The 26,309-nt window shown below is 69.5% G+C and carries 24 protein-coding genes and 2 tRNA genes; 24 read left to right on the forward strand and 2 right to left on the reverse strand.

Annotated elements, in window-relative coordinates; all coding sequences use genetic code 11:
- Positions 1–41: 41 nt before the first annotated feature.
- The 8 genes from KWI83_RS18630 (at position 42) to KWI83_RS18665 (ending at position 4,478) form a co-directional block, all read left to right on the forward strand.
- Entirely contained in the window at positions 42–698 is a 657-nt protein-coding gene (locus KWI83_RS18630; protein WP_218515497.1) for a DUF2637 domain-containing protein, read from the forward strand.
- Positions 699–717: 19 nt separating this feature from the next.
- On the forward strand, positions 718–903 hold the full coding sequence (locus KWI83_RS18635; RefSeq protein WP_218515498.1) for a mobile element transfer protein: 186 nt from the start codon (positions 718–720) through the stop codon (positions 901–903).
- A gap of 15 nt (positions 904–918) precedes the next feature.
- On the forward strand, positions 919–1,224 hold the full coding sequence (locus tag KWI83_RS18640; RefSeq protein WP_218515499.1) for a hypothetical protein: 306 nt from the start codon (positions 919–921) through the stop codon (positions 1,222–1,224).
- Positions 1,225–1,316: 92 nt separating this feature from the next.
- Positions 1,317–1,496, forward strand: coding sequence for a hypothetical protein (locus KWI83_RS18645; RefSeq protein WP_218515500.1), 180 nt, complete (start codon positions 1,317–1,319; stop codon positions 1,494–1,496).
- 5 nt (positions 1,497–1,501) lie between these two features.
- On the forward strand, positions 1,502–1,696 hold the full coding sequence (locus KWI83_RS18650) for a hypothetical protein (RefSeq protein WP_218515501.1): 195 nt from the start codon (positions 1,502–1,504) through the stop codon (positions 1,694–1,696).
- Positions 1,697–1,700: 4 nt separating this feature from the next.
- Complete coding sequence (gene repSA, locus KWI83_RS18655) at positions 1,701–3,128, forward strand: replication initiator protein RepSA (RefSeq protein ID WP_308122102.1); 1,428 nt, start codon at positions 1,701–1,703, stop codon at positions 3,126–3,128.
- Positions 3,121–3,333: an excisionase family DNA-binding protein gene (locus KWI83_RS18660; protein ID WP_218515502.1), complete on the forward strand. Its 213-nt coding sequence runs from the start codon at positions 3,121–3,123 to the stop codon at positions 3,331–3,333. Before repSA ends, KWI83_RS18660 begins: the two co-directional genes overlap by 8 nt.
- Positions 3,334–3,491: 158 nt before the next feature.
- Entirely contained in the window at positions 3,492–4,478 is a 987-nt protein-coding gene (locus KWI83_RS18665) for a site-specific integrase (RefSeq protein WP_308122103.1), read from the forward strand.
- A 68-nt stretch (positions 4,479–4,546) separates the two neighbouring features.
- On the opposite strand, the gene KWI83_RS18670 is transcribed toward KWI83_RS18665, so the two are convergent.
- Positions 4,547–4,620: transfer RNA gene (locus KWI83_RS18670), tRNA-Gly, on the reverse strand.
- Positions 4,621–4,796: 176 nt separating this feature from the next.
- Here KWI83_RS18670 and KWI83_RS18675 point away from each other — a divergent pair.
- The 5 genes from KWI83_RS18675 (at position 4,797) to clpX (ending at position 9,507) form a co-directional block, all read left to right on the forward strand.
- Positions 4,797–4,873: transfer RNA gene (locus tag KWI83_RS18675), tRNA-Pro, on the forward strand.
- Positions 4,874–5,044: 171 nt separating this feature from the next.
- Positions 5,045–6,433, forward strand: coding sequence for a trigger factor (gene tig, locus KWI83_RS18680; protein WP_218515504.1), 1,389 nt, complete (start codon positions 5,045–5,047; stop codon positions 6,431–6,433).
- A gap of 233 nt (positions 6,434–6,666) precedes the next feature.
- Positions 6,667–7,272: an ATP-dependent Clp protease proteolytic subunit gene (locus tag KWI83_RS18685; RefSeq protein WP_030240055.1), complete on the forward strand. Its 606-nt coding sequence runs from the start codon at positions 6,667–6,669 to the stop codon at positions 7,270–7,272.
- Positions 7,273–7,349: 77 nt separating this feature from the next.
- Positions 7,350–8,030, forward strand: a complete 681-nt coding sequence (locus tag KWI83_RS18690; protein ID WP_218515505.1) for an ATP-dependent Clp protease proteolytic subunit — start codon at positions 7,350–7,352, stop codon at positions 8,028–8,030.
- A gap of 190 nt (positions 8,031–8,220) precedes the next feature.
- A complete protein-coding gene (gene clpX / locus KWI83_RS18695) occupies positions 8,221–9,507 on the forward strand; it encodes an ATP-dependent Clp protease ATP-binding subunit ClpX (RefSeq protein WP_218515506.1) in 1,287 nt (428 codons plus the stop codon).
- Positions 9,508–9,576: 69 nt separating this feature from the next.
- Here clpX and KWI83_RS18700 read toward each other — a convergent pair whose 3' ends face one another.
- Complete coding sequence (locus KWI83_RS18700; protein ID WP_218515507.1) at positions 9,577–10,527, reverse strand: hypothetical protein; 951 nt, start codon at positions 10,525–10,527, stop codon at positions 9,577–9,579.
- A gap of 136 nt (positions 10,528–10,663) precedes the next feature.
- Here KWI83_RS18700 and KWI83_RS18705 point away from each other — a divergent pair, with 136 nt between their 5' ends.
- From KWI83_RS18705 to KWI83_RS18755, 11 genes are all read left to right on the forward strand, one after another.
- Complete coding sequence (locus tag KWI83_RS18705; RefSeq protein ID WP_218515508.1) at positions 10,664–13,288, forward strand: valine--tRNA ligase; 2,625 nt, start codon at positions 10,664–10,666, stop codon at positions 13,286–13,288.
- A 188-nt stretch (positions 13,289–13,476) separates the two neighbouring features.
- Positions 13,477–14,997, forward strand: coding sequence for a folylpolyglutamate synthase/dihydrofolate synthase family protein (locus tag KWI83_RS18710; RefSeq protein WP_218515509.1), 1,521 nt, complete (start codon positions 13,477–13,479; stop codon positions 14,995–14,997).
- Positions 14,998–15,005: 8 nt separating this feature from the next.
- Entirely contained in the window at positions 15,006–15,347 is a 342-nt protein-coding gene (locus KWI83_RS18715) for a DUF4233 domain-containing protein (protein WP_218515510.1), read from the forward strand.
- A gap of 77 nt (positions 15,348–15,424) precedes the next feature.
- Entirely contained in the window at positions 15,425–15,838 is a 414-nt protein-coding gene (gene ndk, locus KWI83_RS18720) for a nucleoside-diphosphate kinase (RefSeq protein WP_218515511.1), read from the forward strand.
- A 324-nt stretch (positions 15,839–16,162) separates the two neighbouring features.
- Positions 16,163–17,182 (forward strand): rod shape-determining protein, encoded by a 1,020-nt coding sequence (locus tag KWI83_RS18725; RefSeq protein WP_006133575.1) that lies wholly within the window; start codon positions 16,163–16,165, stop codon positions 17,180–17,182.
- Between the two features lie 168 nt (positions 17,183–17,350).
- A complete protein-coding gene (gene mreC / locus KWI83_RS18730) occupies positions 17,351–18,340 on the forward strand; it encodes a rod shape-determining protein MreC (protein WP_218515512.1) in 990 nt (329 codons plus the stop codon).
- A 14-nt stretch (positions 18,341–18,354) separates the two neighbouring features.
- Positions 18,355–19,032: a rod shape-determining protein MreD gene (gene mreD, locus KWI83_RS18735; RefSeq protein ID WP_218515513.1), complete on the forward strand. Its 678-nt coding sequence runs from the start codon at positions 18,355–18,357 to the stop codon at positions 19,030–19,032.
- Positions 19,033–19,148: 116 nt separating this feature from the next.
- A complete protein-coding gene (gene mrdA, locus KWI83_RS18740; RefSeq protein ID WP_218515514.1) occupies positions 19,149–21,440 on the forward strand; it encodes a penicillin-binding protein 2 in 2,292 nt (763 codons plus the stop codon).
- A complete protein-coding gene (rodA, locus tag KWI83_RS18745) occupies positions 21,437–22,636 on the forward strand; it encodes a rod shape-determining protein RodA (RefSeq protein ID WP_218515515.1) in 1,200 nt (399 codons plus the stop codon). The genes mrdA and rodA overlap by 4 nt, the downstream gene beginning before the upstream one ends.
- A gap of 137 nt (positions 22,637–22,773) precedes the next feature.
- The gene (locus tag KWI83_RS18750) at positions 22,774–24,276 is read left to right on the forward strand and encodes a CYTH and CHAD domain-containing protein (protein WP_218515516.1); all 1,503 of its coding nucleotides are present in this window, start codon (positions 22,774–22,776) and stop codon (positions 24,274–24,276) included.
- A gap of 69 nt (positions 24,277–24,345) precedes the next feature.
- Positions 24,346–26,286: a TIGR03960 family B12-binding radical SAM protein gene (locus KWI83_RS18755; RefSeq protein ID WP_218515517.1), complete on the forward strand. Its 1,941-nt coding sequence runs from the start codon at positions 24,346–24,348 to the stop codon at positions 26,284–26,286.
- Positions 26,287–26,309 lie beyond the last annotated feature (23 nt).

The following is a 26,309-nucleotide window of genomic DNA, read 5'->3' on the forward strand; positions in this document are numbered from 1 at the left end:
CCCCGCCCGATCCTGGCCCGACTCCCTGAAGGGAGGTGCCCATGTCCCGCTCGATCCGCCTCGATGCCGTGCTCGTTCAGGCCGTGATCGCCGGTGCGCTGTCCTTCGCCCACCTGCACGATCTGGCCGAAGCAGCCGGACAGTCCGGCTGGAAGGCCTGGGCCTACCCCGTCAGCGTCGACCTGCTCTTGGTCGCCGCCTGGCGACGGTTGCGCAGTGACGGCCCATCCCGGCTGGCCTGGTGCTGGTTCCTGATCGCCCTCGTGGCCTCGCTCGGCGCCAACGTCGCCACCGCCGGACTCCTCGACCTGGATCACGTCCCCGCCTGGCTGCGCATCCTGGTTGCCGCCTGGCCCGCGCTGGCCTTCATGGGCGGAACCCTGCTCGCCCACTCACCGGCGCCTGACCCGGCCGGGGACCGGGTGCCGGTTCCGCCGGCGCCCGCAGCCCCGGCCCCCGCACCCGACACCGCGTCCGACCCGGAACCCGAGCGCGAGCAGATCACCGCTCCCGACCCGGCTCCGGCTCTTCCCGAACCGGCTGCTCCGGTGGTGCCCCCGGCGCTGATCGACCACGCCCGGAAGGTCGCCACCGACCACCGCGCCCGCACCGGCGCCGACATCGACACCGCCACCCTGCGCGCCCGCCTCGGCATCCCCGAGGCGCTCGCCAACCAGATCGTCACCCAACTCGCTTGACAGACAAGGAGGTTCCACTGTGCGACCGAACCGCTTCTACGACGTGATCCGCATCGGCCCCGTGAAGGTCGGCACGTTCAACAACGGCCGGGGCCAGACCCGGCACACCGCCGCCTGCACCGCCCCCCGCTGCGGGTTCTCCACCGAGCACGGCGACCGGTCGGCTGCCGAACTCGCCGCCCGCACCCACCGCTGCAACCCCTGACAGGAGACCCGACCCATGCGACTGCCTGACGAGCAGCTCCGCGCCGGGCACATCCCCGCCGACATCTACCGGCAGATCCCGCCGGGCACCGACCTGCGGCAGGTCCTGATCGTGCAGGAAGCCCCGCGCTCCTACACCGGCCCCATCGTGCTGACCCTCTTGGTCATCACCGGCTCGATCGCGGTGTTGCTGGTCATCGCGTTCGTCACCCAGATCGTCGCCGCGTCGATCGTCTCGGTCCTGTCGGCCACCTGCGGCGTCAGCTACACGATCAGCCGCACGTCCAAGCGCAAGAAGGCACCGTCCGCGCTGCGCAAGTAACGCCCTCCGGGGCGGCTCTCTCGCCAAAGATCCGCCGCCCCGGACGGCCTGACCTCTTCCAGATCCAACGGACCCGAAAGGGAAACCCCATCATGCCCGCTCACGCCCCGAACCGTCCGGTCTGCCGCAACTGCAACGGCTTCCCGGTCGTCTCGATCACGACCGGCGACCGCCACGGCGACGGCTCCCGCGTCCTCCTCCGTGTCGTCTGCCACGCCTGCCAGGGCACCGGCAACGCCCTCCCCGTCACCCGCATCCGGGCCGGGAGGTGACCAACGTGGCCGACCTGACCCCGACCCCGGACCGCCCCGGCCTGCACGTCAGCAAGCCGTCCCCGTCAGCTCCCCCGACCGCAACTGCGGTCTGTCACTGCGGTGCGAGCGCCAGCGCCAGGGGCGACGCGCAGGTGCGTGCCCTCGTGGACGGCTACACCGCCAACCACGGCCCCGCCCACGCGAAGCAGGGCAGGTGATCACGTGACCGACACCGCCACCATGGCGGGCCTGGACCCGGCCACCCTCACGGACGTACTGAGGGTGGCCGGTTCGGCCGACTTCGACCGCTGGCAAGAGCAGATCAAGCGCACGGGCGGCTGCTCCGACCCGATCCGCCTTATGGGCGCAACCAAGATGATCGACCGGGCAACCGGCACGATCCTGCACGCCTACACCACCGACAGCGAACCGGGCGGCATGCTCCGGGTGGCCTGCGGCAACCGCCGTGCCTCCCGCTGCCCGGCCTGCGCCTGGACCTACGCCGGAGACACCTACCACCTCATCCGCGCCGGGCTCGTCGGCGACCCGGACAAGGGCACCCCGCACACCGTGCGCGACCACCCACGGGTCTTCGCCACCCTCACCGCCCCCAGCTTCGGCCGCGTCCACAACCGCCCCGGCAACCGGCCCTGCGCCTGTGGCACCCGCCACGCCGACGACGACCCGGCCCTGGGCACCCCGCTCGACCCGGACACCTACGACTACGCGGGCGCGGTGCTGTGGAACAACCACGCGTCCGAGCTGTGGCGCTACTTCACGATCTACCTGCGCCGCGAGATCGCCCGCCGGGCCGGGCTCACCCAGAAGGCCGCGCGCGAGCAGTCCCGGCTGTCCTTCGGCAAGGTCGCCGAGTACCAGAAGCGCGGAGCCGTCCACTTCCACGCCGTGATCCGCTTCGACGGACCCGAGGGACCGGACACCCCGCCCCCGGCCTGGGCCACCCTCGAACTGCTCGGCGACGCGATCCGAGCCGCCGCCGCCCGCGTCGAGGTCGACGTACCCCCGGCCCAGTACCAGCCGGACCCCGACCAACCCGCCCGCGTCCAACCGGCCCGCACCCTGCGCTGGGGCACCCAGCTCGACGTACGGCCCATCCACGCCTTCGGCGAAGGCCAGGAGATCACCGAACAGGCGGTCGCCTCCTACGTGGCCAAGTACGCCACCAAAGCCGCTGAAACCACCGGCACCGTCGACCGCCGCGTCGGCAACAAGGAAGCACTCGTGCTCCTCGGCATCGCCGACCACCCCCGCCGGTTGATCGAAGCCTGCCTCGACCTGCACCCGCTCTACCCGGACCGCAAGCTGCGCGACTGGGCCCACATGCTCGGCTTCCGCGGCCACTTCTCCACCAAGTCCCGCCGCTACTCCACCACCCTCGGCGCCCTGCGCCAGACCCGCGCCGACTACCGCGCAGCCCAACAGCGCGAAGCCCTCGGCCTGCCCGACCCCGACGACAACCCGGAGGCAACCACGCTCACCCTCGCCCACTGGACCTACGCCGGACACGGCTACACCCCCGGCGAATCCTGGCTCGCCGCCAACATCCGCCGCGACATCCAACTGAACCGAGAGACAGCACGTGAGGCGCTCGCAGACCTGCGCCAGGAAGGAGAGCACGACCATGAATGAGCGGTACCTCAGCGTCCACCAGGTCGCCGAAGTTCTCGGCACGACCGTGCGCTTCCCCCGGCGCCTGGTCGAAGAGCGGCGCATCACGTACGTGAAGGTCGGCCGACACGTCCGCATCCCGGAGAGCGCCGTACGGGAGTTCATCGCGGCCAACACGGTGGAGCCTCGTCGGCCTCGCAGCGTCCTTCGGGGGGTGGCTGCCTGATGGCTGGCAAGCGTCGACAGTTCGGCCGTGTCCGCAAGCTCCCGTCCGGCCGCTACCAAGCGCGCTACCGAGGCCCGGATGGTGTCGACCGCCCGGCCCCCGAGACTTTCCGCACGAAGCGCGACGCGGATGACTGGCTGGCTGAGAAGCAATCCGAGTTGCGACAGGGCGACTGGCGTGACCCCGACGCGGGAAAGGTGCCGTTCGGCGACTACGCGGCGGCCTGGGTGAGGGAACGCCCGTTGGCGCCCCGGACGGCTGAGCTGTACGCGTCGCTGCTCCGGCTGCATCTGGCGCCCACCTTCGGTGCGATGGCGGTCGCCGACATCACCCCGGCTGCCGTGCGGACCTGGCGCCGGGCTCGCCTTGACGCCGGGGTCGGCCCGTCCACGGTCGCCAAGGCCTATGCGCTGCTGCGCACGATCCTGGGCACTGCTGTTGAGGACGAGCTGATCCGCCGCAACCCGTGCCAGATCAAGAACGGCGGCGCGGTGGTCACCCCGGAGCGGCCGACCGCGACCATTCCCGAGGTCTTCGCGATCGCCGACAAGATCCAGCCGCGCTACAAGGCGTTGGTCCTGCTCGCTGCGTTCTGCGGGCTGCGCTGGGGTGAGCTGGTTGCCCTGCATCGGTCTGACATCGACCTGGACCACGGCATGATCCGGGTACGTGGCGCGGTCTCCGAGCTGACCAGCGGAAGGCGGGTCTACAAGGCGCCCAAGAGTGCGGCTGGCAAGCGGCTGGTGGCGGTCCCCGCCTCAGTGCTGCCGTTCCTCGACACCCACATGAAGGTGTACGCCGAGAGCGGTGCTGCCGGTCGCGTGTTCGTCGGAGCCAAGAAGGCCACCCCGCGCCGGAACCACTTCAACCGGCTGTGGCACAAGGCCTGCGCCGACGCCGGGATCAAGGGACTGCGGTTCCATGATCTTCGGCATACCGGCAACACCCTTGCCTCACGCACGAACGCCAGCACCAAGGAGCTGATGACCCGGCTCGGTCACAGCACCGCCCGTGCGGCGTTGATCTACCAACACGCCAACTACGACCGGGAACGCGAGATCGCCGACGCGGTTGACGACATGATCGTCAAGGCGTTCAAGCGGGGTTCCGGCCGGAACGGGCACGCAGGGGGCACGGACGGCTGATCCGGCCTCCATAACGACTCAGGCCCAGGGAGCGGGGATACACCCTCTCACCTGGGCCTGAGCCATTCTGGAGCGGGCGACGGGAATCGAACCCGCGTAGCCAGTTTGGAAGACTGGGGCTCTACCATTGAGCTACGCCCGCACACAACGCGCCGCAGGTCAGTCGCCCGCGGCACTGCAGGCATCGTAGCGGGTCGGCCCCCCTCCCCGCACACCCCGTTTCCGCCCGGGGGCCGTCATCGCCCGCGATCGCAGCGCTCTCGGGGAAATGCGGCAGCCCCGCTGCCTGCGGGCATGTACCCTACGTGTCGCACCAGACGGGGTGTGGCGCAGCTTGGTAGCGCGTCCGCTTTGGGAGCGGAAGGCCGTGGGTTCAAATCCCGCCACCCCGACCACTCACCCGATCACCACGCGTGATCGTCTTTTGGGCCGTGCAGCCGCTGCCGTTACTATGCAAGCTGCAACGCCCGTGTGCCTCATCACTGAAGTCCTCCGGGCGGCCACATCCGCCGGGCCCCGTCGGGTCCTGGCAGAACCCGAGAAGTCAGCCACAAGGAGACCGAACCGTGAAGAGCGCCGTGGAGAACCTGAACCCGACCCGGGTTCGGCTCACTGTCGAGGTGCCCTTCGAGGAGCTCAAGGACAGCCTCGACGCGGCGTACAAGAAGATCAACCAGCAGGTCACGGTGAAGGGCTTCCGCAAGGGCAAGATCCCGGCCCGGGTCATCGACCAGCGGTTCGGCCGTGGCGCCGTGCTGGAGGAGGCCGTCAACGACGCGCTCCCGAAGTTCTACACCGAGGCGGTCAACGAGGCCGAGCTCTCCGTCCTGGGCCAGCCCGAGGTCGACATCACCGAGCTGAAGGACGGCGAGACGCTGAACTTCACCGCCGAGGTCGACATCCGCCCGGCCATCGAGATCCCGGACTACTCCGGCATCGAGGTCGAGGTCGACGCCGTCGAGGTCACCGACGAGGACGTCGAGAAGTCGGTCGAGCAGCTCCGCGAGCGCTTCGCCTCCACCACGCCGGTGGAGCGCGCCGCCGAGGACGGCGACGTCGTCACGATCGACCTGGAGGCCAAGGTCGACGGCGAGGTCCTGGAGGACGGCGTCGCGAACGGCGTCTCCTACACGATCGGCTCCGGTGAGCTGCTGGACGGCATCGACGACGCCGTGAAGGGCCTGTCGGCCGGCGAGGAGGCCACCTTCACCTCCGAGCTGAAGGGCGGCTCCGCGGCGGGCCGGGAGGCCGAGGTCACCGTCAAGGTCACCCAGGTCGCCAAGCGTGAACTGCCCGAGCTGGACGACGACTTCGCGCAGCTCGCCTCCGAGTTCGACACGCTGGACGAGCTGAAGGCCGACAGCCGCAAGCGGCTGGCGAACATGAAGCAGTTCGACCAGGCCACGCAGGCCCAGGAGTGCGTCCTGGAGAAGCTGCTGGAGCTCGTCGAGGTGCCCGTCCCCGAGAAGCTCCTCGAGGACGAGATCAACACCCGCAAGCACAACCTGGAGCACCACCAGCTCGGCCAGATGGGCCTCACCCTCGACAAGTACCTGGAGATCCAGGGCAAGACCGCCGAGGAGTTCGAGACCGAGACCCGCGAGGCGGCGATCAAGGGCATCAAGACCCAGTTCGTCCTCGACGAGCTGGTCAAGCAGGAGAAGCTCAACGTCAACCAGGAGGAGCTCACCGAGCACCTCATGCGGCGCGCGGCCTCCTCCGGCATGTCCCCGGACCAGTTCGCCCAGGCCGTCGTCGAGCAGGGCCAGGTCCCGCTCCTGGTCGGCGAGGTCGCCCGTGGCAAGGCCCTCGCGGTCGTCGTCGAGGCCGCCACGGTCAAGGACACCAACGGCGAGATCGTCGACCTGGACGACGAGGACGAGACCGAGGGCGAGTCCGACGCCGAGCAGTCCGCCGAGGTCACCGAGGGCGACAAGAAGGACGACGAGGCGTAAACAGCCGTAAGAAGGGCCCCGGGACGATCACGCCCGGGGCCCTTTTGCCATCCGGCCCCGCGAACCCGCAGCCGCCCACGAACCGAACACCCCCACGGCGCTACGCCCCCGGCGAACACTCCCGCCTCCGGGATTCCCCGAAGGGACCCGCGCGTTAGGGTCCATGAATACGGCAGAACGTAAGACGGCCCGGCGCCGTCGCAAGACGAGCAGGTGGATACGTGACGAATCTGATGCCCTCCGCCGCCGGCGAGCCTTCCATCGGTGGTGGCCTCGGCGACCAGGTCTACAACCGGCTGCTCAACGAGCGGATCATCTTCCTCGGCCAGCCGGTCGACGACGACATCGCAAACAAGATCACCGCACAGCTGCTGCTCCTTGCCGCCGACCCGGACAAGGACATCTACCTGTACATCAACAGCCCCGGCGGCTCCATCACGGCCGGCATGGCGATCTACGACACCATGCAGTTCATCAAGAACGACGTGGTGACGATCGCCATGGGCCTGGCGGCCTCCATGGGCCAGTTCCTGCTGAGCGCCGGCACACCCGGCAAGCGCTTCGCGCTGCCCAACGCCGAGATCCTGATCCACCAGCCCTCCGCCGGCCTGGCCGGTTCGGCCTCGGACATCAAGATCCACGCCGAGCGGCTGCTGCACACCAAGAAGCGCATGGCCGAGCTCACGGCCCAGCACACCGGCCAGACGGTCGAGCAGATCACCCGCGACTCCGACCGCGACCGCTGGTTCGACGCCTTCGAGGCCAAGGAGTACGGCCTCATCGACGACGTGATCCCCACGGCCGCCGGCATGCCGGGCGGCGGCGGCACGGGGGCCTGACGGCCGTACCGGCCCCTGCGGGCCCGTACCCCCGCCCAGCCTCCCAGCAACCGCCCCAGCCCCTCTCAGGAGACACCGTGAACGACTTCCCCGGCAGCGGCCTCGACGACCGTGCGCGCGCCGAGTACACCGGCCCGCAGGCCGAGTCCCGCTATGTCATCCCGCGCTTCGTCGAGCGCACCTCCCAGGGCATCCGCGAGTACGACCCGTACGCGAAGCTCTTCGAGGAGCGCGTGATCTTCCTCGGCGTCCAGATCGACGACGCCTCCGCCAACGACGTCATGGCGCAGCTGCTGTGCCTGGAGTCGATGGACCCGGACCGGGACATCTCGGTCTACATCAACAGCCCCGGCGGCTCCTTCACCGCGCTGACGGCGATCTACGACACGATGCAGTTCGTCAAGCCGGACATCCAGACGGTCTGCATGGGCCAGGCGGCCTCCGCCGCGGCCGTGCTGCTGGCCGCCGGCACGCCCGGCAAGCGCATGGCGCTGCCGAACGCGCGCATCCTGATCCACCAGCCGTACAGCGAGACCGGCCGCGGCCAGGTCTCCGACCTGGAGATCGCCGCGAACGAGATCCTGCGGATGCGCTCGCAGCTGGAGGAGATGCTGGCCAAGCACTCCACCCAGTCGGTCGAGAAGATCCGCGAGGACATCGAGCGCGACAAGATCCTGACCGCGGAGGACGCGCTGGAGTACGGCCTGATCGACCAGATCATCTCGACGCGCAAGATGAACAACACGTCGGTCCGCTGACGCGGATCCTGTAATGTACGCCGCTCCTTGGCAGGGTGTGACACTGTGCATGGAAAGGTCCACGTCAAAGTGAACCGTGCCAAGGGGGGCCCGAACGGGGGGCTCGGCAAGGTACCGTCGGACATAAGGCAGCACCAGGAGCCGCTGGACCAGGTGTCCAGTCGTCTCCCAGGCGAAGGGGAAGCACACCGTGGCACGCATCGGTGACGGCGGCGATCTGCTCAAGTGCTCGTTCTGCGGCAAGAGCCAGAAGCAGGTCAAGAAGCTCATCGCAGGCCCCGGTGTGTACATCTGCGACGAGTGCATCGATCTCTGCAACGAGATCATCGAGGAAGAGCTCGCGGAGACCAGCGAGGTGCGCTGGGAGGAACTGCCCAAGCCGCGCGAGATCTACGAGTTCCTCGAGGGGTACGTGGTCGGCCAGGAGGCGGCGAAGAAGGCCCTCTCCGTCGCCGTCTACAACCACTACAAACGCGTCCAGGCCGGGGAGAACGGCGGCGCCCAAGGCCGCGACGACGCCATCGAGTTGGCGAAGTCCAACATCCTGCTGCTGGGCCCCACGGGCTCCGGCAAGACCCTCCTGGCGCAGACCCTGGCGCGCATGCTGAACGTCCCGTTCGCCATCGCCGACGCGACGGCGCTGACGGAGGCGGGCTACGTCGGTGAGGATGTCGAGAACATCCTGCTGAAGCTGATCCAGGCGGCCGACTACGACGTCAAGAAGGCCGAGACCGGGATCATCTACATCGACGAGATCGACAAGGTCGCGCGGAAGAGTGAAAACCCGTCCATCACACGGGACGTGAGCGGTGAGGGCGTCCAGCAGGCCCTGCTCAAGATCCTCGAAGGCACCACGGCCTCGGTCCCGCCGCAGGGCGGCCGCAAGCACCCGCACCAGGAGTTCATCCAGATCGACACGACGAACGTGCTGTTCATCGTGGGCGGTGCCTTCGCCGGGCTGGAGAAGATCATCGAGTCCCGGGCGGGCGCGAAGGGCATCGGCTTCGGCGCGACGATCCGCTCCAAGCGGGAGCTGGAGGCGAAGGACCAGTTCGAGGACGTCATGCCGGAGGACCTGGTCAAGTTCGGCATGATCCCGGAGTTCATCGGGCGCCTGCCGGTCATCACCTCCGTCCACAACCTCGACCGCGAGGCCCTGCTCAAGATCCTCGTCGAGCCGCGCAACGCCCTGGTGAAGCAGTACGAGCGCCTCTTCGAACTCGACGGCGTGGAACTGGACTTCGAACGCGAGGCGCTGGAGGCCATCGCCGACCAGGCCATCCTCCGCCAGACCGGCGCGCGCGGCCTCAGGGCCATCATGGAGGAGGTCCTGATGTCCGTGATGTACGAGGTCCCGTCCCGCAAGGACGTGGCGCGGGTCGTCATCACCGCGGACGTCGTCCACTCCAACGTCAACCCGACCCTCATCCCGCGCGACGCGCGGGGGCGGGGCACGGGCGAGCAGAAGACGGCGTAGCGGCCGGTACGACAGCCGAAGGAGCCCCGGTCAGCAAGTGACCGGGGCTCCTTCGTGACTGAGTGGCCGTCAGGCGGGGACGCGGACCTCCTTGCGGAACTTCGCGGTCAGTTCGGCCGCCTCCTGCGGGTCGGGTTCCTTGCCGGCCGCGATGTCGGCGATCTCCATCGGCAGCACGAACCCGACGGTGCTGTGGTCGCCCCAGACGCAGTACGTCATGTTCACCGCGGTCGGTTCACCCGCCGCGGCCTCCGCGTTCTCCACCTTGGCCAGCTGGCACTTCAGGATGGCGCCGTCGAGGCCCTCCGGCGTGTACGCCTTCGGCTCGCCCTGGAGCGTCATGTCCTCACCTTCGGCGTCCTTCTTCATGAAGGCGAAGAGCGCGTCGACCACCTTCTCGGGGTCCTCGATCTCGCCGTAGACGCCGCCGAACGAGATGAGCTTCCCGGCCAGCGGGTTGTCGCCGTCCTGCCCCGCCTCGTAGCTCGCGTTGACGTCCTTGGGGTTCTTGACGCCCCACTTCTCGGCGTCCTTCAGGTCCGACTCGGACATGGCGGCGTCCGAGCTGTCGCCGCTGCCCTTCTTGTACTCGGTGAGCACGGTCTCCGGTGTCGTCAGCTTGTGCGGCCCGTCGTCCGCGACGCCCGAGCCGCCGCCCCCGCCGAGCACGAAGTACGCGCCCACCGCGATCGCCGCCACGACCGCCACCGCGCCGATGGCGAGCCCCGTCTTCTTCTTGCCGCCGCCGGGAGTCGGCGGCATCGGGGCGCCGTACGGGGCCTGGCCGTACGGCGGCTGCTGGCCGTACGGGGGCTGCTGGCCGTACGGAGGGGTCTGCGGCGGCACGCCCTGCGGGGCCTGCTGCGGGTAGCCGTACCCCGGCTGCGGCGGGGCGGGCTGCTGGGGGTAGCCGTAGCCGGGCTGGGGTGCCTGCGGCTGCTGGCCGTACGGACCCGGCTGGCCGTACGGTCCGGGCTGCTGGGGCTGCCCGCCGTACGGGCCCGGCTGGTTGTAGCTCATTCCTGGGTTCCCCTCCAGATGTTTACGTGTTCCCGACATCCTGGCGCAGGCACCGGCAACGCACCGCATCGGGGTCGCCACCGTTACAGAAGAATCGCGTTTCGGGACCACCCCGTGACACCCCTAAACTGAGCCCGTGACCGAGAACGCTCAGCAGCAGCCACCAGCGCCCCACACCGAACTGCCGACCCAGTACGCGCCGGCCGACGTAGAGGGGCCGCTGTACGAGCGCTGGGTGGAGCGGGGTTACTTCGAGGCGGACGCGAAGAGCGACAAGCCGCCGTACACCATCGTCATCCCGCCGCCGAACGTCACGGGCTCGCTCCACCTCGGGCACGCGTTCGAACACACCCTCATCGACGCCCTGGTCCGCCGCAAGCGGATGCAGGGCTACGAGGCGCTGTGGCAGCCGGGCATGGACCACGCCGGTATCGCCACCCAGAACGTCGTCGAGCGGGAGCTGGCGAAGGAGGGCAAGTCCCGGCACGACCTCGGCCGTGAGGCGTTCGTCGAGCGGGTCTGGCAGTGGAAGGCCGAGTCCGGTGGGCAGATCTCCGGGCAGATGCGGCGGCTCGGTGACGGCGTCGCGTGGTCGCGTGAGCGCTTCACCATGGACGAGGGGCTGTCCAAGGCCGTCCAGACCATCTTCAAGCGGCTCTACGACGACGAGCTGATCTACCGCGCCGAGCGCATCATCAACTGGTGCCCCCGGTGTCTGACCGCCATCTCGGACATCGAGGTCGAGTACCAGGACGACGACGGCGAGCTCGTCTCCATGAAGTACGGCGACGGGGAGGACACCATCGTCGTCGCCACCACGCGTGCCGAGACCATGCTCGGTGACACCGCCGTCGCCGTTCACCCCGAGGACGAGCGGTACCGGCACCTCGTCGGCAAGCTCATCAAGCTGCCGCTGACCGACCGCTCCATCCCGGTCGTCGCGGACGAGCACGTCGACCCCGAGTTCGGCACGGGTGCCGTCAAGGTGACCCCGGCGCACGACCCGAACGACTTCGAGATCGGCCGGCGGCACGACCTGCCCGCCGTCACGATCATGGACGAGCACGCCGTCATCACCGCCCACGGCCCCTTCCAGGGCCTGGACCGGCTGGAGGCCCGCTCCGCCATCGTCGCCGCGCTGCGCGCCGAGGGCCGGATCGTCGCCGAGAAGCGGCCGTACGTCCACTCGGTCGGCCACTGCTCGCGCTGCAAGACCACCATCGAGCCGCGCCTGTCCATGCAGTGGTGGGTCAAGGTCGGCCCGCTCGCGAAGGCCGCCGGTGACGCGGTCCGCGAGGGCAAGGTCACCATCCACCCGCAGGAGATGGAGAAGCGGTACTTCGACTGGGTCGACAACCTCCACGACTGGTGCATCTCGCGGCAGTTGTGGTGGGGCCACCGGATCCCGGTCTGGTACGGCCCGGACGGCGAGGTCGTCTGTGTCGGCCCCGACGAGGAGCCGCCGAGCGGCGAGGGCTGGCGCCAGGACTCCGATGTCCTCGACACCTGGTTCTCCTCCGGCCTGTGGCCGTTCTCCACGCTCGGCTGGCCGGAGCAGACCGAGTCGCTCGCGAAGTTCTACCCGAACTCCGTCCTGGTCACCGGCTACGACATCCTCTTCTTCTGGGTCGCCCGGATGATGATGTTCGGGCTGTACGCGATGGACGGCACCCCGCCGTTCCACACCATCGCGCTGCACGGCATGGTCCGTGACCAGAACGGCAAGAAGATGTCCAAGTCCTTCGGGAACGTCGTCAACCCGCTGGACTGGATGGACAAGTACGGCTCCGACGCGCTCCGCTTCACCCTCGCGCGCGGTGCCAACCCGGGCACCGACGTCCCGATCGGCGAGGACTGGGTCCAGGGGTCCCGCAACTTCGCCAACAAGATCTGGAACGCCACGCGCTTCGCGCTGATGAACGGCGCGACGGTGGACGGCCCGCTGCCGGACCCGTCGACGATGTCCCCGACGGACCGCTGGATCCTCTCCCGACTGAACTCGGTGGTCGCCGAGGTCGACGCGTACTACGAGGACTACCAGTTCGCGAAGCTGTCCGACGCGCTGTTCCACTTCGCGTGGGACGAGGTGTTCGACTGGTACGTCGAGCTGTCCAAGACCACCTTCCAGGCGGGCGGCGAGGCGGCCGAGGTCGGCAAGCGGGTCCTGGGCGAGGTCCTGGACGTCACCCTGCGCCTGCTGCATCCCGTGGTCCCCTTCGTCACGGAGACGCTGTGGACCACGCTGACCGGCGGTGAGTCCGTGGTCGTCGCCGAGTGGCCGCAGGACAGCGGCTTCCGGGACGCGGACGCCGAGCGGGAGATCGAGACGCTCCAGTCGGTGATCACCGAGGTCCGCCGCTTCCGCGCCGACCAGGGGCTCCAGCCCGGCCAGCGGGTCCCCGCCCGACTGACCCTGGACGGCACGGCCCTCGCGCAGCACGAGGCCGCCATCCGCCAGCTGCTGCGCCTCCAGCCCGAGGGCGAGAGCTTCGCGGCGACGGCGACGCTGCCGGTGGCGGGGGTCGAGGTCGCGCTGGACCTCTCCGGTGTGATCGACGTCGCGGCGGAGCGCAAGCGCCTCGCCAAGGACCTCGCCACCGCGGAGAAGGAGAAGTCCCAGGCCACGGCGAAGCTCGGCAACGAGGCGTTCCTCGCCAAGGCGCCGGACCACGTCGTGGCGAAGATCCGCGGGCGGCTCGCCAAGGCGGAGGAGGACATCGCGCGGATCCAGACCCAGCTGGAGCGTTTGCCGCAGGCGTAAGCGCTGGTAGGCGGGTGAAGGCCCCGGTGCCCTGTCGGCGCCGGCGGCCTTCACGTCCTTAGGGGCGCGGGGAACTGCGCGACCAAGCACCCACAACCCGCACACGCACGACACCCCCGGCCGCCCTCTTGAGTAGGCGCCCCCAAGCCACCGCACGATTTGTCAGCGCCCCTCCGTAGACTGGCCCCGTGAGTGAGCTCCCCCCGCGTGACACCAACGACCCCTCCGACCCCGGCGAGTCGTTCGACGACATCATCGCCGCCGAGACCGACCGCGACCCCGACCTCGCGCTGATCGAGGCCGGCAGCCGCACCCTGCGCACCCAGGGCGGCCCGCCGCAGGCCGAGGTGCCGGCGCGCCCCGAGGACCCCGAGGTCGACGAGGCACTGCGAGAGGTCGAGGCCGAGCTCGCGACCCGCTGGGGCGAGACCAAGCTGGAGCCGTCCGTCACGCGCATCGCCGCGCTGATGGACGTACTGGGCGAGCCGCAGCGGACGTACCCCTCGATCCACATCACGGGGACGAACGGCAAGACCTCCACCGCCCGCATGATCGAGGCCCTGCTGGGCGCCTTCGAGCTGCGGACCGGGCGGTACACCTCGCCCCACGTGCAGTCCATCACCGAGCGGATCAGCCTCGACGGGGCGCCGATCCGGCCCGAGCGGTTCATCGAGACGTACCAGGACATCAAGCCGTACGTCGAGATGGTCGACGCCCGGCAGGAGTACCGGCTGTCGTTCTTCGAGGTGCTGACCGGGATGGCGTACGCCGCCTTCGCCGACGCGCCGGTCGATGTCGCCGTCGTCGAGGTGGGCATGGGCGGGAGCTGGGACGCCACCAACGTCATCGACGGCGATGTCGCCGTCGTGACGCCCATCGACCTCGATCACACCGACCGGCTCGGCGGGACTCCGGGCGAGATCGCCGGTGAGAAGGCCGGGATCATCAAGGCCGGCGCCACCGTGATCATGGCCCAGCAGCCCGTCGACGCCGCTCAGGTGCTGCTGAAGAAGGCCGTGGACGCCGACGCGACCGTGGCCCGGGAGGGGCTGGAGTTCGGGGTCGTGGCGCGGCAGGTCGCCGTCGGCGGGCAGCTGCTGACGCTGCGCGGGCTCGGCGGTGAGTACACCGAGGTGTATCTCCCGCTGCACGGCGCGCACCAGGCGCACAACGCCGCCGTCGCGCTCGCCGCCGTGGAGGCGTTCTTCGGCGTCGGCGCGCAGCGGGCCGAGCCGCTGGACATCGACACCGTGCGCAAGGCGTTCGCCGCCGTCGCCTCGCCGGGACGGCTGGAGGTCGTACGCCGCTCGCCCACCGTCGTCCTCGACGCCGCGCACAACCCGGCGGGCGCCCGGGCCGCCGCCGAGGCGATCGGTGAGGCCTTCCAGTTCAGCCGGCTCATCGGGGTCGTCGGCGCCAGCGGCGACAAGAACGTACGCGGGCTGCTGGAGGCCTTCGAGCCGGTGTTCGCGGAGGTCGTCGTCACGCAGAACTCCAGCCACCGCGCGATGGACGCCGACGAGCTGGCGGGCATCGCCGTCGAGGTGTTCGGCGAGGAGCGGGTCCAGGTGGAGCCGCGGCTGCCGGACGCGCTGGAGGCGGCGATCACGCTGGCCGAGGAGGAGGGCGAGTTCGCGGGCGGCGGAGTGCTCGTCACCGGATCCGTCATCACCGTCGGCGAGGCCCGACTGCTCCTGGGGAAGGGCTGAATCCCACCATGCGCACGCTCTGTGCTTCCACCCTGATCGGCGAGTTCTTCGTCATCGGCTTCGCCGGTCTGGTCGCGATGAAGGACCCCGACCTGTCGATGTCGACGGTCTGGACGGTCAGCGGCATCGCCATGTTCCTGTGCCTGGTCCTGTGCGGCCTGGTGACCCGGCCGGGCGGGGTGGCCCTGGGCTGGGCGCTGCAGATCGGACTCATCGCCTCCGGTTTCGTCGTCCCCACGATGTTCTTCCTGGGGGCGATGTTCGCCGCGCTGTGGTGGGCCTCCGTCCACTACGGCAGGAAGATCGACGAGGCCAAGGCCAGATTCGCCGCGCAGGCTGACACTGCGTAACGGCCGCCCGCAAGGGCCCTGTAGCCTCATCACCCCGCACACCGCGTGACCCGCGTGACCCGAGAAGGAGCCCCGTCGTGACCCAGCGCACCCTCGTCCTCCTCAAGCCCGACGCCGTCCGTCGCGGCCTGACCGGCGAGATCATCAGCCGTATCGAGCGCAAGGCCGGCTGGCAGATCACCGCGCTGGAGCTGCGCACCCTGGACCAGGAGACCCTGGAGCAGCACTACGGCGAGCACAAGGGCAAGCCCTTCTACGAGCCGCTGGTGGAGTTCATGTCCTCCGGCCCGGTCGTGGCGATGATCGTCGAGGGCGAGCGGGTCATCGAGGGGCTGCGTCAGCTGGCCGGTCCGACCGACCCGATCGCCGCCGCGCCCGGTTCGATCCGCGGTGACTACGGCGTGATCGTGCGCGAGAACCTGATCCACGCCTCCGACTCCGAGGAGTCGGCCGAACGCGAGGTGAAGATCTTCTTCCCCGGCCGCGCCTGACGCGTCGCCGAAGAAGCGGAACGAATTCACCGCGCGTCCTTCTGAGGGACCGTCACCTTTTCCAGCTGCCTGACCTGGGACGGCCGCGCACCTCCGGCCGTCCTCTGGTATATCCGTGCCGATCGGGGGAACGAGTGCCCCCGATGGCCCGTCTCTGCAAGCAAGGCGGCGCGCCATCTGATGACAATGGCGAAGACCCTCGCGCAGTGTTCGGGAAGGCGCGTCTACGATAGAAGCCTTCACGTCACAGCACCCACCTTCGCCGACCTGAAAAGCCCTCAAAAGCTCCAGGGGAAGGCCAGACGAATCCTGATGGGGAACTCAATGTCGTTCATCGGCCGTGACATGGCTGTCGACCTCGGGACCGCCAACACGCTGGTGTACGTCAGGGGTCGCGGGATCGTACTCAACGAGCCGTCCGTCGTCGCGATCAACACCAACACCGGTGGCATCCTCGCGGTCGGTGCCGAAGCGAAGAAGATGATCGGGCGCACGCCCGGCAACATCGTTGCCGTACGTCCGCTGAAGGACGGCGTGATCGCCGACTTCGAGATCACCGAGCGGATGCTCCGCTACTTCATCCTGAAGATCCACAAGCGGCGGTATCTGGCTCGTCCGCGGGTCGTCGTCTGTGTGCCCTCGGGCATCACCGGCGTCGAGCGCCGTGCCGTCATCGAGGCGTCGTCCCAGGCCGGCGCCCGTCAGGTGCACATCATCGAGGAGCCGATGGCGGCCGCCATCGGCTCCGGCCTGCCGGTCCACGAGGCCACGGGCAACATGGTGGTGGACATCGGCGGCGGCACCACGGAGGTCGCGGTCATCTCCCTCGGCGGCATCGTCACCGCCCAGTCCATCCGCGTCGCGGGCGACGAGCTGGACAACGCGATCATCCAGCACATCAAGAAGGAGTACTCGCTCCTGCTGGGTGAGCGCACGGCCGAGCAGATCAAGATCACGATCGGTTCGGCGTACGACCTCGACACCGACGAGCACACCGAAATCCGCGGCAGGGACCTGGTCTCCGGGCTGCCCAAGACCGTCGTCATCTCGGCCGCCGAAGTGCGCAAGGCGATCGAGGAGCCCGTCAACGCGATCGTGGACGCGGTGAAGACGACGCTCGACAAGTGTCCGCCGGAGCTGTCCGGCGACATCATGGACCGCGGAATCGTTCTGACCGGCGGCGGTGCGCTGCTGCGCGGTCTGGACGAGCGGCTGCGCCGCGAGACCGGTATGCCGATCCATATCGCCGAGGACCCGCTGGACAGCGTGGCGCTCGGGTCGGGCAAGTGCGTCGAGGAGTTCGAGGCGCTCCAGCAGGTACTGGACGCCCAGCCGCGCAGATGACGTAACTCTTCGATTCCGCCGTACGAGACCATCGCCTCTCGTACGGCGGATCGTTGATGTAGAGGCATAAGCTGCCACAAACAGGCCCGTGGGATTCCGCAGTTCGGTTCTCCCTTCGGGCCGACCCGATTTCCCGGATTCCTATGAGGAAGGGCACGGCCGCCGCACGTGAGGGACACACGAGAGAGCCGGCTGCTTCTTGTGCTGCTGGTCGCCATCGCGTTCGCACTGATCACGGTGGACATCCGCGGCGGGGAGGATTCACCGGTCGACGGTGCCCGCGGGGCCGCGGCCGCGGTCTTCGGCCCGATCGAGAACGGGGTGTCGTCGGCGGTCGACCCGGTGGGCAACGCGATCGCCGCGATCCGCGACTCGGGCGAGCGGCACGACCGGCTGGCCGAGTTGGAGCGGGAGAACGCGGCCCTGAAGGCCAGGCTCGGCAGCGACGACCGCAACCGCAGCCGCCTGGCCCAGCTGAACAAGATGCTGAAGGTCGCGGGTGAGGGCCAGTACGGCATCAAGGGCGCCGAGGTCATCGCCATAGGAGCGGCCCAGGGCTTCTCCTGGACCATCACCATCGACATCGGCGCCAACGACGGCATCAAGCGCGACATGACCGTCCTCAACGGCGACGGCCTGGTCGGCCGTGTCACCACCGTCGGCCCGAACACGGCGACCGTGCTGCTCGCCAACGACCCCGACTTCACCGTCGGCACCCGCATGGAGGGCAGCGACGAACTCGGCTTCGCCTCCGGCCAGGGCGACCGCCCGCTGCGGGTGGAACTCCTCAACGGCAAGGCACAGATCAAGAAGGGCGACCGCCTGGTCACCTTCGGCTCGCAGGCCGACAGGCCCTTCGTGCCCGGCGTCCCGGTCGGCGTCGTCTCCCGCGTCGACCCCTCCGGCGGCGACCTGACCCGCACGCTCTACGTCACGCCGTTCGTCGGCTTCAGCAAGCTCGACATCGTCGGTGTGGTCGTCCAGACGCCCGAGAAGGACCCGCGCGACACGGTGCTGCCGGCCAAGCCCAAGCCGACTCCGACGCCCACCGTGACGGTGACCGTGACGCCGGGCGCGGAGAACGCCGAGAGCGCCGAGAGCGCGGAGAACTCCGAGGCGCCCACCGACGGCGAGTCCCAGCAAGAGGAAAACCAGTAGGGGGAGCTGTACCCATGCGCTTCAACCGGATCCTGCTCTCCTCCACCCTGGTCGTCGTCGCCCTGGTGCTCCAGGTGAGCGTCCTCGCCCGGCTGCACCTCCCGGGCGCCGTCCCCGACCTGGTGCTGCTCACCGTGCTGGCCTTCGCGCTGGTCTACGGCCATGTCAGCGGCGCCCTGATCGGCTTCGGCGCCGGACTCCTCGCCGACCTCGCCCCGCCCGCCGACCACGCCGCCGGCCGCTACGCGCTGGTGCTGTGCGTCATCGGCTACCTGGCGGGCCTGGTCAAGCCGGAGAACGGCCAGGTCAAGTCGGCCAGCGGCCCGATGGCCGTGGTGGTCGCCGCCGCGATCGGCAGCACACTGCTGTACGCCGGGGTCGGCGCCCTCGTCGGCGACACCGCCGCCCGCCATGTCGGCCTGCCCGGCCTGCTGTTCACGGCCGCCCTGTACGACCTGCTGCTCGCACCCTTCGTCGTCCCCGGCCTGATGGCGCTCGCCCGGCGCGCGGACAACGACCCGCTGGAGGCCAACTCCGCGGCCAAGGCGACCGACATCTCCTCCGGCTGGCTCTCCTCCGGCACCGGGCTGCGCATCGGCGGCCGGCGCGGCGGGCTGGGCGGGCTGAAAGTGAGGGCGGCCAGAGCGCGGGTGGCGCGGGCCGGGCGCATCAAGGGGGTCAAGCGGCTGTGAACGCAGGGCAGTTCACCCGAACGGGGGAACTCAGGCGGAACCCGGCCTCGCCGGCCGACCGTTCATCACTCGTACCCGCACACGCGTACGCGCTCTGAGAGGGGGAGGCAGCCGCAGTGACCAATATTCCCGAGACCGGACGGACCCCACGGGTCCAGACCAGGCTCGTCGTCATCCAGGTCCTCGTCCTCTCCCTCCTGGCCACCCTCGGCGGCCGGCTGTGGTACCTCCAGATCCGCGAGGGCGACGCCTACGCCAAGGAGGCCTCCGGCAACCACGTCCAGCAGGTCGTCCAGCCCGCCGTGCGCGGCTCGATCCTGGACGCGCGCGGAGTGGCGCTCGCCGACAACGAGACACGGCTGGTGGTCTCCGCGTCCCGCACCGACCTGCTGAAGATGAAGGACGACGGCAAGGCCGTCCTCACCAAACTCGCGGGTGTGCTGGGCATGACGCCCAAGGAGGTCATGGAGAAGGTGCGGCTGTGCGACGCCGAGACGCCGCAGCCGTGCTGGAACGGCTCGCCGTACCAGCCGATCCCCATCACCGACGAGGCCACCCCGCGCCAGGCCCTGCAGATCCGCGAGCGCGCCGAGGACTTCCCCGGCATCACCGCCGAGCCCCAGGCCGTCCGCCGCTACCCGAGCCCCGGCCGGGCCAACACCGCCCAGGTGCTGGGCTACCTCTCCCCGGTCACCGACCAGGAGATCCAGCAGGCGCAGGACACCAACTCGCCCTATCTGCGCTCCGACATGGTCGGCCGCAGCGGCCTGGAGCGCCAGTACGACAAGGAACTGCGCGGCAAGGCGGGCGTCACCCGCTACGAGGTGGACAACCTCGGCCGCGTCATCGGCCAGGCCGAGTCGGACGCCGCCGAGCCCGGCTCCAACCTCGTCACCAGCATCGACGCGCGCGTGCAGCGGGTCGCCGAGTTCGAGCTGAACGAGGCGATGAAGGAAGCCCGCAAGCAGTGGGACCGCAACACCAACGAGCGGTACAAGGCCGACTCCGGCGCGGTGGTGGTGATGGAATCCAGGACGGGCCGGATCGTCGCCATGGCGTCCAACCCGACATACGACCCCAACGCCTGGGTCGGCGGCATCTCCGCCAAGGACTACGCCCGGCTCACCGGCAAGACGTCCAACTACCCGCTGCTCAACCGGGCCATACAGGGTCAGGCGGCCCCCGGCTCGATCTTCAAGGTGGTCTCCACCGCCGCCGCCGTCCAGGCGGGCTACGCGTTCGACGGCCGGTACAACTGCTCCAGCTCGTACTCGGTCGGCGGCCAGGTCTTCAAGAACTTCGAGTCCCAGAACCACGGCGCGATCAGCCTGGGCCGCGCCCTGGAAGTCTCCTGCGACACCGTCTACTACGCGCTCGCGCACAGCGAGTGGAAGAAGGACGGCGGCATCAACCCCAAGGGCAAGCCGAAGGACTACTTCTTCAAGGCCGCCCACCAGTTCGGCCTCGGCAAGGAGACCGGCATCGACCTGCCCAACGAGGTCGCCGGCCGCGTCCCCGACCGCGAGTGGAAGCAGCAGTACTGGGAGGCCAACAAGGACGCCTGGTGCAAGACGGGCAAGAAGGACGGGGACTACGTCCAGCGGATCGCCTACGAGAACTGCCTCGAAGGCAACAAGATGCGCGCCGGTGACGAGATCAACTACTCGATCGGCCAGGGCGACACGCTGGTGACGCCGATTCAGATGGCCACGATCTACGCGGCCATCTCCAACGGCGGCACGCTCTACGACCCCACCGTGGGCAAAGCGATCATCAGCGCCGACGGCAAGCAGGTCACGGAGATCAAGCCCAAGGCGCACGGCAGGCTGCCGGTCACGCGGCAGACGCTGGCCCAGATGGACGAGGCGCTGGAGGGCGTCGCCACCCGGGGTACGGCGGCGTGGCGGTTCGGCGGCTGGCCGCAGGACAAGATCCCGATGCACGCCAAGACCGGTACGGCGGAGGTCTACGGCAAGCAGACCACCTCGTGGTTCGCGACCTACACCGACGACTACGCGATCGTGATGACCATCTCGCAGGGTGGTACGGGTTCGGGCGCCTCCGGTCCGGCCGTGCGCAACATCTACGACGCGCTGTACGGCGTCTCCGACGACGGCACCATCAACACGAAGAACGCCCTGCTGCCCACCCCGCAGAAGAACCTGCCCGAGATCCAGGCCGACGGCTCGATCATCGCGCCGAAGATCCCCAAGGACGCGGCGAAGGAACAGCGGGCCAGCCAGAAGGCCCCGGAGGACGAGAGCGGGCAGGTGCAGACGGCGGCGACCGCGCAGACGCCGACCGGGGGCAACCGGGACACGCGTCGGCGCCGGGGTCCCCGGGGTTGCGGAAGCCGCGGGGGTCGCGGGGCCCGCCGAGGGATGCTCAGCCGAAGGATGCTCACATGACGGGCGCGAACAGCTTCCAGGTCTCCGGATACGGTCCCGAACGCGCGGGCTGGACCCGGCTGTTCGCCCGTGACTCGCTGGCCCGGCGGCTCGACTGGCCGATACTGCTGTCGGCCCTGGCGCTGTCCCTGATCGGCGCGGTGCTGGTGTACTCGGCGACCCGCAACCGCACCGAGATCAACCAGGGCGACCCGTACTACTTCCTGGTACGGCACCTGCTGAACACCGGCATCGGCTTCGCGCTGATGATCGGCACGGTCTGGCTCGGCCACCGCACCCTGCGCGGCGCGGTGCCGATCCTGTACGGGGCGTCGGTCTTCCTGGTGCTGCTGGTGCTGACCCCGCTCGGCACCACGGTCAACGGCGCCCACTCGTGGATCGCGGTGGGCGGCGGGTTCTCGCTGCAGCCGTCGGAGTTCGTGAAGGTCACGATCATCCTCGGCATGGCGATGCTGCTGGCGGCCCGGGTGGACGCGGGCGACAAGCAGTACCCCGACCATCGCACGGTCGTGCAGGCGCTCGGCCTGGCCACGGTTCCGATGCTGATCGTGATGCTCATGCCCGACCTCGGGTCGGTCATGGTGATGGTGGTGATCGTGCTGGGCGTGCTGCTGGCGTCCGGCGCGTCGAACCGCTGGGTGTTCGGGCTGCTGGGCGCGGGCGCCATAGGAGCCGTCGCCGTCTGGCAGTTGCACATCCTCGACGAGTACCAGATCAACCGCTTCGCCGCGTTCGCCAACCCGGACCTCGACCCGGCGGGCGTCGGCTACAACACCAACCAGGCGCGAATCGCCATCGGTTCCGGTGGGCTGACCGGGTCGGGCCTGTTCCAGGGCTCGCAGACCACCGGCCAGTTCGTGCCGGAGCAGCAGACGGACTTCGTGTTCACCGTCGCGGGCGAGGAACTCGGCTTTGTCGGCGGTGGGCTGATCATCCTCCTGCTGGGCGTGGTGCTGTGGCGGGCCTGCCGGATCGCGCTGGAGACGACCGAGCTGTACGGCACGATCGTCGCGGCCGGGATCGTGGCCTGGTTCGCCTTCCAGTCCTTCGAGAACATCGGGATGACCCTGGGGATCATGCCGGTCACCGGTCTGCCGCTGCCGTTCGTGTCCTACGGCGGGTCGTCGATGTTCGCGGTCTGGGTGGCGGTCGGGTTGTTGCAGTCGATCCGGGTGCAGAGAGCTTTGTCGGCGTGAGGTCTCTGTCGGTGTGAGGTCTGTGTCGGCGCGAGGTCTGTGTCGGGGGTGTGAGGTTTCTGTCGATGTGAGGTTCCTCCCGTATTGACCTCTTGGTCGCCCTGCCGCCGTACCCCAACTCCCACTAGATTCGGTTCATGGCGGATACGAAGCGTGAGATCGAGCGCAAGTACGAGTCCGACGACAGTGGGCTGCCCGACCTGACCGGCGTCGCCGGAGTGGCGGCCGTCCTCGACCAGGGCGTGACCGACCTGGACGCCACCTACTACGACACCGCCGACGAGCGCCTGGCAGCCTCCTCGATCACCCTGCGCCGCCGCACCGGCGGCACGGACGCCGGATGGCATCTGAAGTTCCCGGTGGCCAGCGGGGTGCGGGACGAGATCCACGCGCCGCTGTCCGACAAGGTGCCGTCCACGCTGGGCGCGCTCGTCCGCTCCCGGGTACGCGACGAGGAGCTGGCGCCCGTGGTCCGGCTGCGGTCCACACGCGACATACGCCATCTGGTGGACGTCGACGGGCACCTGCTCGCCGAGGTCAGCCTGGACGCCGTGCGGGCCGAGCGACTCACCGGCGCCGGGGGGAAGGCCGAGTGGACCGAGATCGAGGTGGAGCTCGCCGACGGCGGCGATCCGGCGTTCCTCGACAAGGTCGAGAAGCGGCTGCGCAAGGCCGGCGTACGGCCCGCCGAGTCCCCCTCGAAGCTGGCCCGGGCGCTCGCCGAGACCGGCGGGAACGGGCAGCCCCGGAAGCAGGACCGGGCCGAGCCGGTCACCGCCGGCGACCACGTGCTGGCGTATGTGCGGGCCCAGCGGGACGCGATCGTCGAGCTCGATCCGGCCGTGCGCCGGGACGTGGAGGACTCGGTGCACCGCATGCGGGTCGCCACCCGCCGGATGCGCAGCACCTTCACGTCGTACCGCAACGTCCTCGACCGGGCCGTCACCGACCCGATCGGCGCCGAGCTGAAGTGGCTGGCGGGCGAGCTGGGCGCGGGCCGCGACCAGGAGGTGCTGGCCGAGCGGATCAGTGCCGCAGTCGAGGAACTGCCGCCCGCCCTGGTCACGGGGCCCGTCCGGGACCGGCTGCGCGCCTGGTCGAAGGAGCGGGGCGGCGACTCACGACGGCAGATCATCGACGTACTGAACGGGCCGCGCTATCTCGCGCTGCTGACCTCGGTGGACGCCCTGCTCGCCGACCCGCCGCTGCGCCGGGCGGCGGCCGGGAAGCCGTCGAAGGTGCTCCCCAAGGCCGTCGGCAAGGCGTACGACGTGCTGGCCGGGCTGGTCGAGCAGGCCCTCGACACCCCGCCCGGGCACGACCGTGACATGGCGATCCACGAGGCGCGCAAGAAGGCCAAACGGGCGCGGTACGCGGCGGAGGCGGCGGCCCCCGCGCTCGGGAAGCCGGCGTCGAAGCTGGTGTCGTCGTTCAAGGACCTCCAGACCCTGCTCGGCGAGCACCAGGACAGCGTGATGAGCCGGGAGGCGCTGCGGGAACTGGCCGGGCAGGCGCACGCCGCCGGGGAGAACGCGTTCACGTACGGCCTGCTGTACGGGAGGCAGGAGCAGCGGGCGGCCGAGGTGGAGCAGGAGTTGCCGGGAGTGTGGAAGGCGATGAAGGCCTCGGCCGGGATCTGAGCGTGCGGACGGGGGCCCCGGCCGCGTTACGCTTGATGGTCACCCCTGTCAGCTCACGAAAGTCCCGCGATGTCTGTCGAGCCAGCTGAGTCGGTGTTCCCGCATCTCGAAGCCCTGCTCCCGCATGTGCAGAAGCCGATCCAGTACGTCGGTGGAGAGCTCAACTCCACTGTCAAGGACTGGGACGCCTGTGATGTCCGCTGGGCGCTGATGTACCCGGACGCGTACGAGGTGGGGCTGCCCAACCAGGGCGTCATGATCCTCTACGAGGTCCTCAACGAGCGTGAGGGCGTCCTCGCCGAGCGGACGTACAGCGTGTGGCCGGACCTGGAGGCGCTGATGCGGGAGCACGGCGTCCCGCAGTTCACCGTGGACAGCCACCGCCCGGTGAAGGCGTTCGACGTGCTCGGCGTCAGCTTCTCCACGGAGCTGGGCTACACGAACCTGCTGACGGCGCTGGACCTGTCGGGGATCCCGCTGGAGGCCAGGGACCGGACCGTCGACGACCCGATCGTCATGGCCGGCGGCCACGCGGCCTTCAACCCCGAGCCGATCGCCGACTTCATCGACTGCGCGGTGATCGGCGACGGCGAGCAGGCCGTCCTGGAGGTCACCGACATCATCCGCGCCTGGAAGGCGGAGGGCCGCCCGGGCGGCCGCGAGGAGCTGCTGTTCCGGCTGGCCAGGACCGGCGGGGTGTACGTCCCCGGCTTCTACGACGTGGAGTACCTGCCGGACGGGCGGATCGGCCGTGTCGTACCGAACAAGTCGGGCGTCCCGTGGCGCGTGTCGAAGCACACGGTCATGGACCTCGACGAGTGGCCGTATCCCAAGCAGCCCCTCGTCCCGCTCGCGGAGACGGTCCACGAGCGGATGTCCGTCGAGATCTTCCGCGGCTGCACGCGCGGCTGCCGCTTCTGCCAGGCCGGCATGATCACCCGCCCGGTGCGCGAGCGCACCATCACCGGCATCGGCGAGATGGTCGACAAGGGCCTGAAGGCGACCGGCTTCGAGGAGGTCGGCCTGCTGTCCCTGTCGAGCGCCGACCACAGCGAGATCGGCGACATCGCCAAGGGCCTGGCGGACCGCTACGAGGACGACAAGATCGGCCTCTCGCTCCCCTCCACCCGCGTGGACGCCTTCAACATCGACCTGGCCAACGAGCTGACGCGCAACGGCCGCCGCTCCGGCCTCACCTTCGCCCCCGAAGGCGGCTCCGAGCGCATCCGCAGGGTCATCAACAAGATGGTCTCGGAAGAGGACCTGATCCGCACCGTGGCGACGGCGTACGGCAACGGCTGGCGGCAGGTGAAGCTGTACTTCATGTGCGGTCTGCCGACCGAGACCGACGAGGACGTGCTCCAGATCGCCGACATGGCGACGCGTGTCATCCAGAAGGGCCGCGAGGTCTCCGGTTCGAACGACATCCGCTGCACGGTGTCGATCGGCGGTTTCGTGCCCAAGCCCCACACCCCCTTCCAGTGGGCCCCGCAGCTCTCCGCCGAGGAGACGGACGCGCGCCTGGCCAAGCTCCGGGACAAGATCCGCGGCGACAAGAAGTACGGCCGCTCCATCGGCTTCCGCTACCACGACGGCAAGCCCGGCATCGTCGAGGGCCTGCTCTCCCGCGGTGACCGCCGGATCGGCGCGGTCATCCGCGCGGTGTACGAGGACGGCGGCCGCTTCGACGGCTGGCGCGAGCACTTCTCCTACGACCGCTGGATGAGCTGCGCCGAGAAGGAGCTGGCCCGGTTCGGCGTGGACGTCGACTGGTACACCACCCGCGAGCGCACGTACGAGGAGGTCCTGCCCTGGGACCACCTCGACTCCGGCCTCGACAAGGACTGGCTCTGGGAGGACTGGCAGGACGCCCTCGACGAGACGGAGGTCGAGGACTGCCGGTGGACGCCGTGCTTCGATTGTGGGGTGTGTCCGCAATTTGATACATGGCCACAACTGAGCGACAGCGGTAAGAAGCTGCTTCCGCTGACGGTCAAGAAGTCCTCGTGACCAGCGGCGATACGGTCCGGCAG

This window comes from Streptomyces sp. TRM70350 (genome assembly GCF_019219825.1).
Lineage (GTDB): Bacteria > Actinomycetota > Actinomycetes > Streptomycetales > Streptomycetaceae > Streptomyces.

What these genes read in the sequence shown, in the direction of transcription:
- KWI83_RS18755 (WP_218515517.1), top strand. Translation starts at nt 24,346, where the DNA reads ATGTCTGTCGAGCCAGCTGAGTCGGTGTTCCCGCATCTCGAAGCCCTG.
- KWI83_RS18715 (WP_218515510.1), top strand. Translation starts at nt 15,006, where the DNA reads ATGCGCACGCTCTGTGCTTCCACCCTGATCGGCGAGTTCTTCGTCATC.
- KWI83_RS18660 (WP_218515502.1), top strand. Translation starts at nt 3,121, where the DNA reads ATGAATGAGCGGTACCTCAGCGTCCACCAGGTCGCCGAAGTTCTCGGC.
- KWI83_RS18685 (WP_030240055.1), top strand. Translation starts at nt 6,667, where the DNA reads ATGCCCTCCGCCGCCGGCGAGCCTTCCATCGGTGGTGGCCTCGGCGAC.
- KWI83_RS18750 (WP_218515516.1), top strand. Translation starts at nt 22,774, where the DNA reads ATGGCGGATACGAAGCGTGAGATCGAGCGCAAGTACGAGTCCGACGAC.
- KWI83_RS18645 (WP_218515500.1), top strand. Translation starts at nt 1,317, where the DNA reads ATGCCCGCTCACGCCCCGAACCGTCCGGTCTGCCGCAACTGCAACGGC.
- rodA (WP_218515515.1), top strand. Translation starts at nt 21,437, where the DNA reads ATGACGGGCGCGAACAGCTTCCAGGTCTCCGGATACGGTCCCGAACGC.
- KWI83_RS18640 (WP_218515499.1), top strand. Translation starts at nt 919, where the DNA reads ATGCGACTGCCTGACGAGCAGCTCCGCGCCGGGCACATCCCCGCCGAC.
- KWI83_RS18630 (WP_218515497.1), top strand. Translation starts at nt 42, where the DNA reads ATGTCCCGCTCGATCCGCCTCGATGCCGTGCTCGTTCAGGCCGTGATC.
- KWI83_RS18725 (WP_006133575.1), top strand. Translation starts at nt 16,163, where the DNA reads ATGTCGTTCATCGGCCGTGACATGGCTGTCGACCTCGGGACCGCCAAC.
- KWI83_RS18700 (WP_218515507.1), bottom strand. Translation starts at nt 10,527, where the DNA reads ATGAGCTACAACCAGCCGGGCCCGTACGGCGGGCAGCCCCAGCAGCCC.
- mreD (WP_218515513.1), top strand. Translation starts at nt 18,355, where the DNA reads ATGCGCTTCAACCGGATCCTGCTCTCCTCCACCCTGGTCGTCGTCGCC.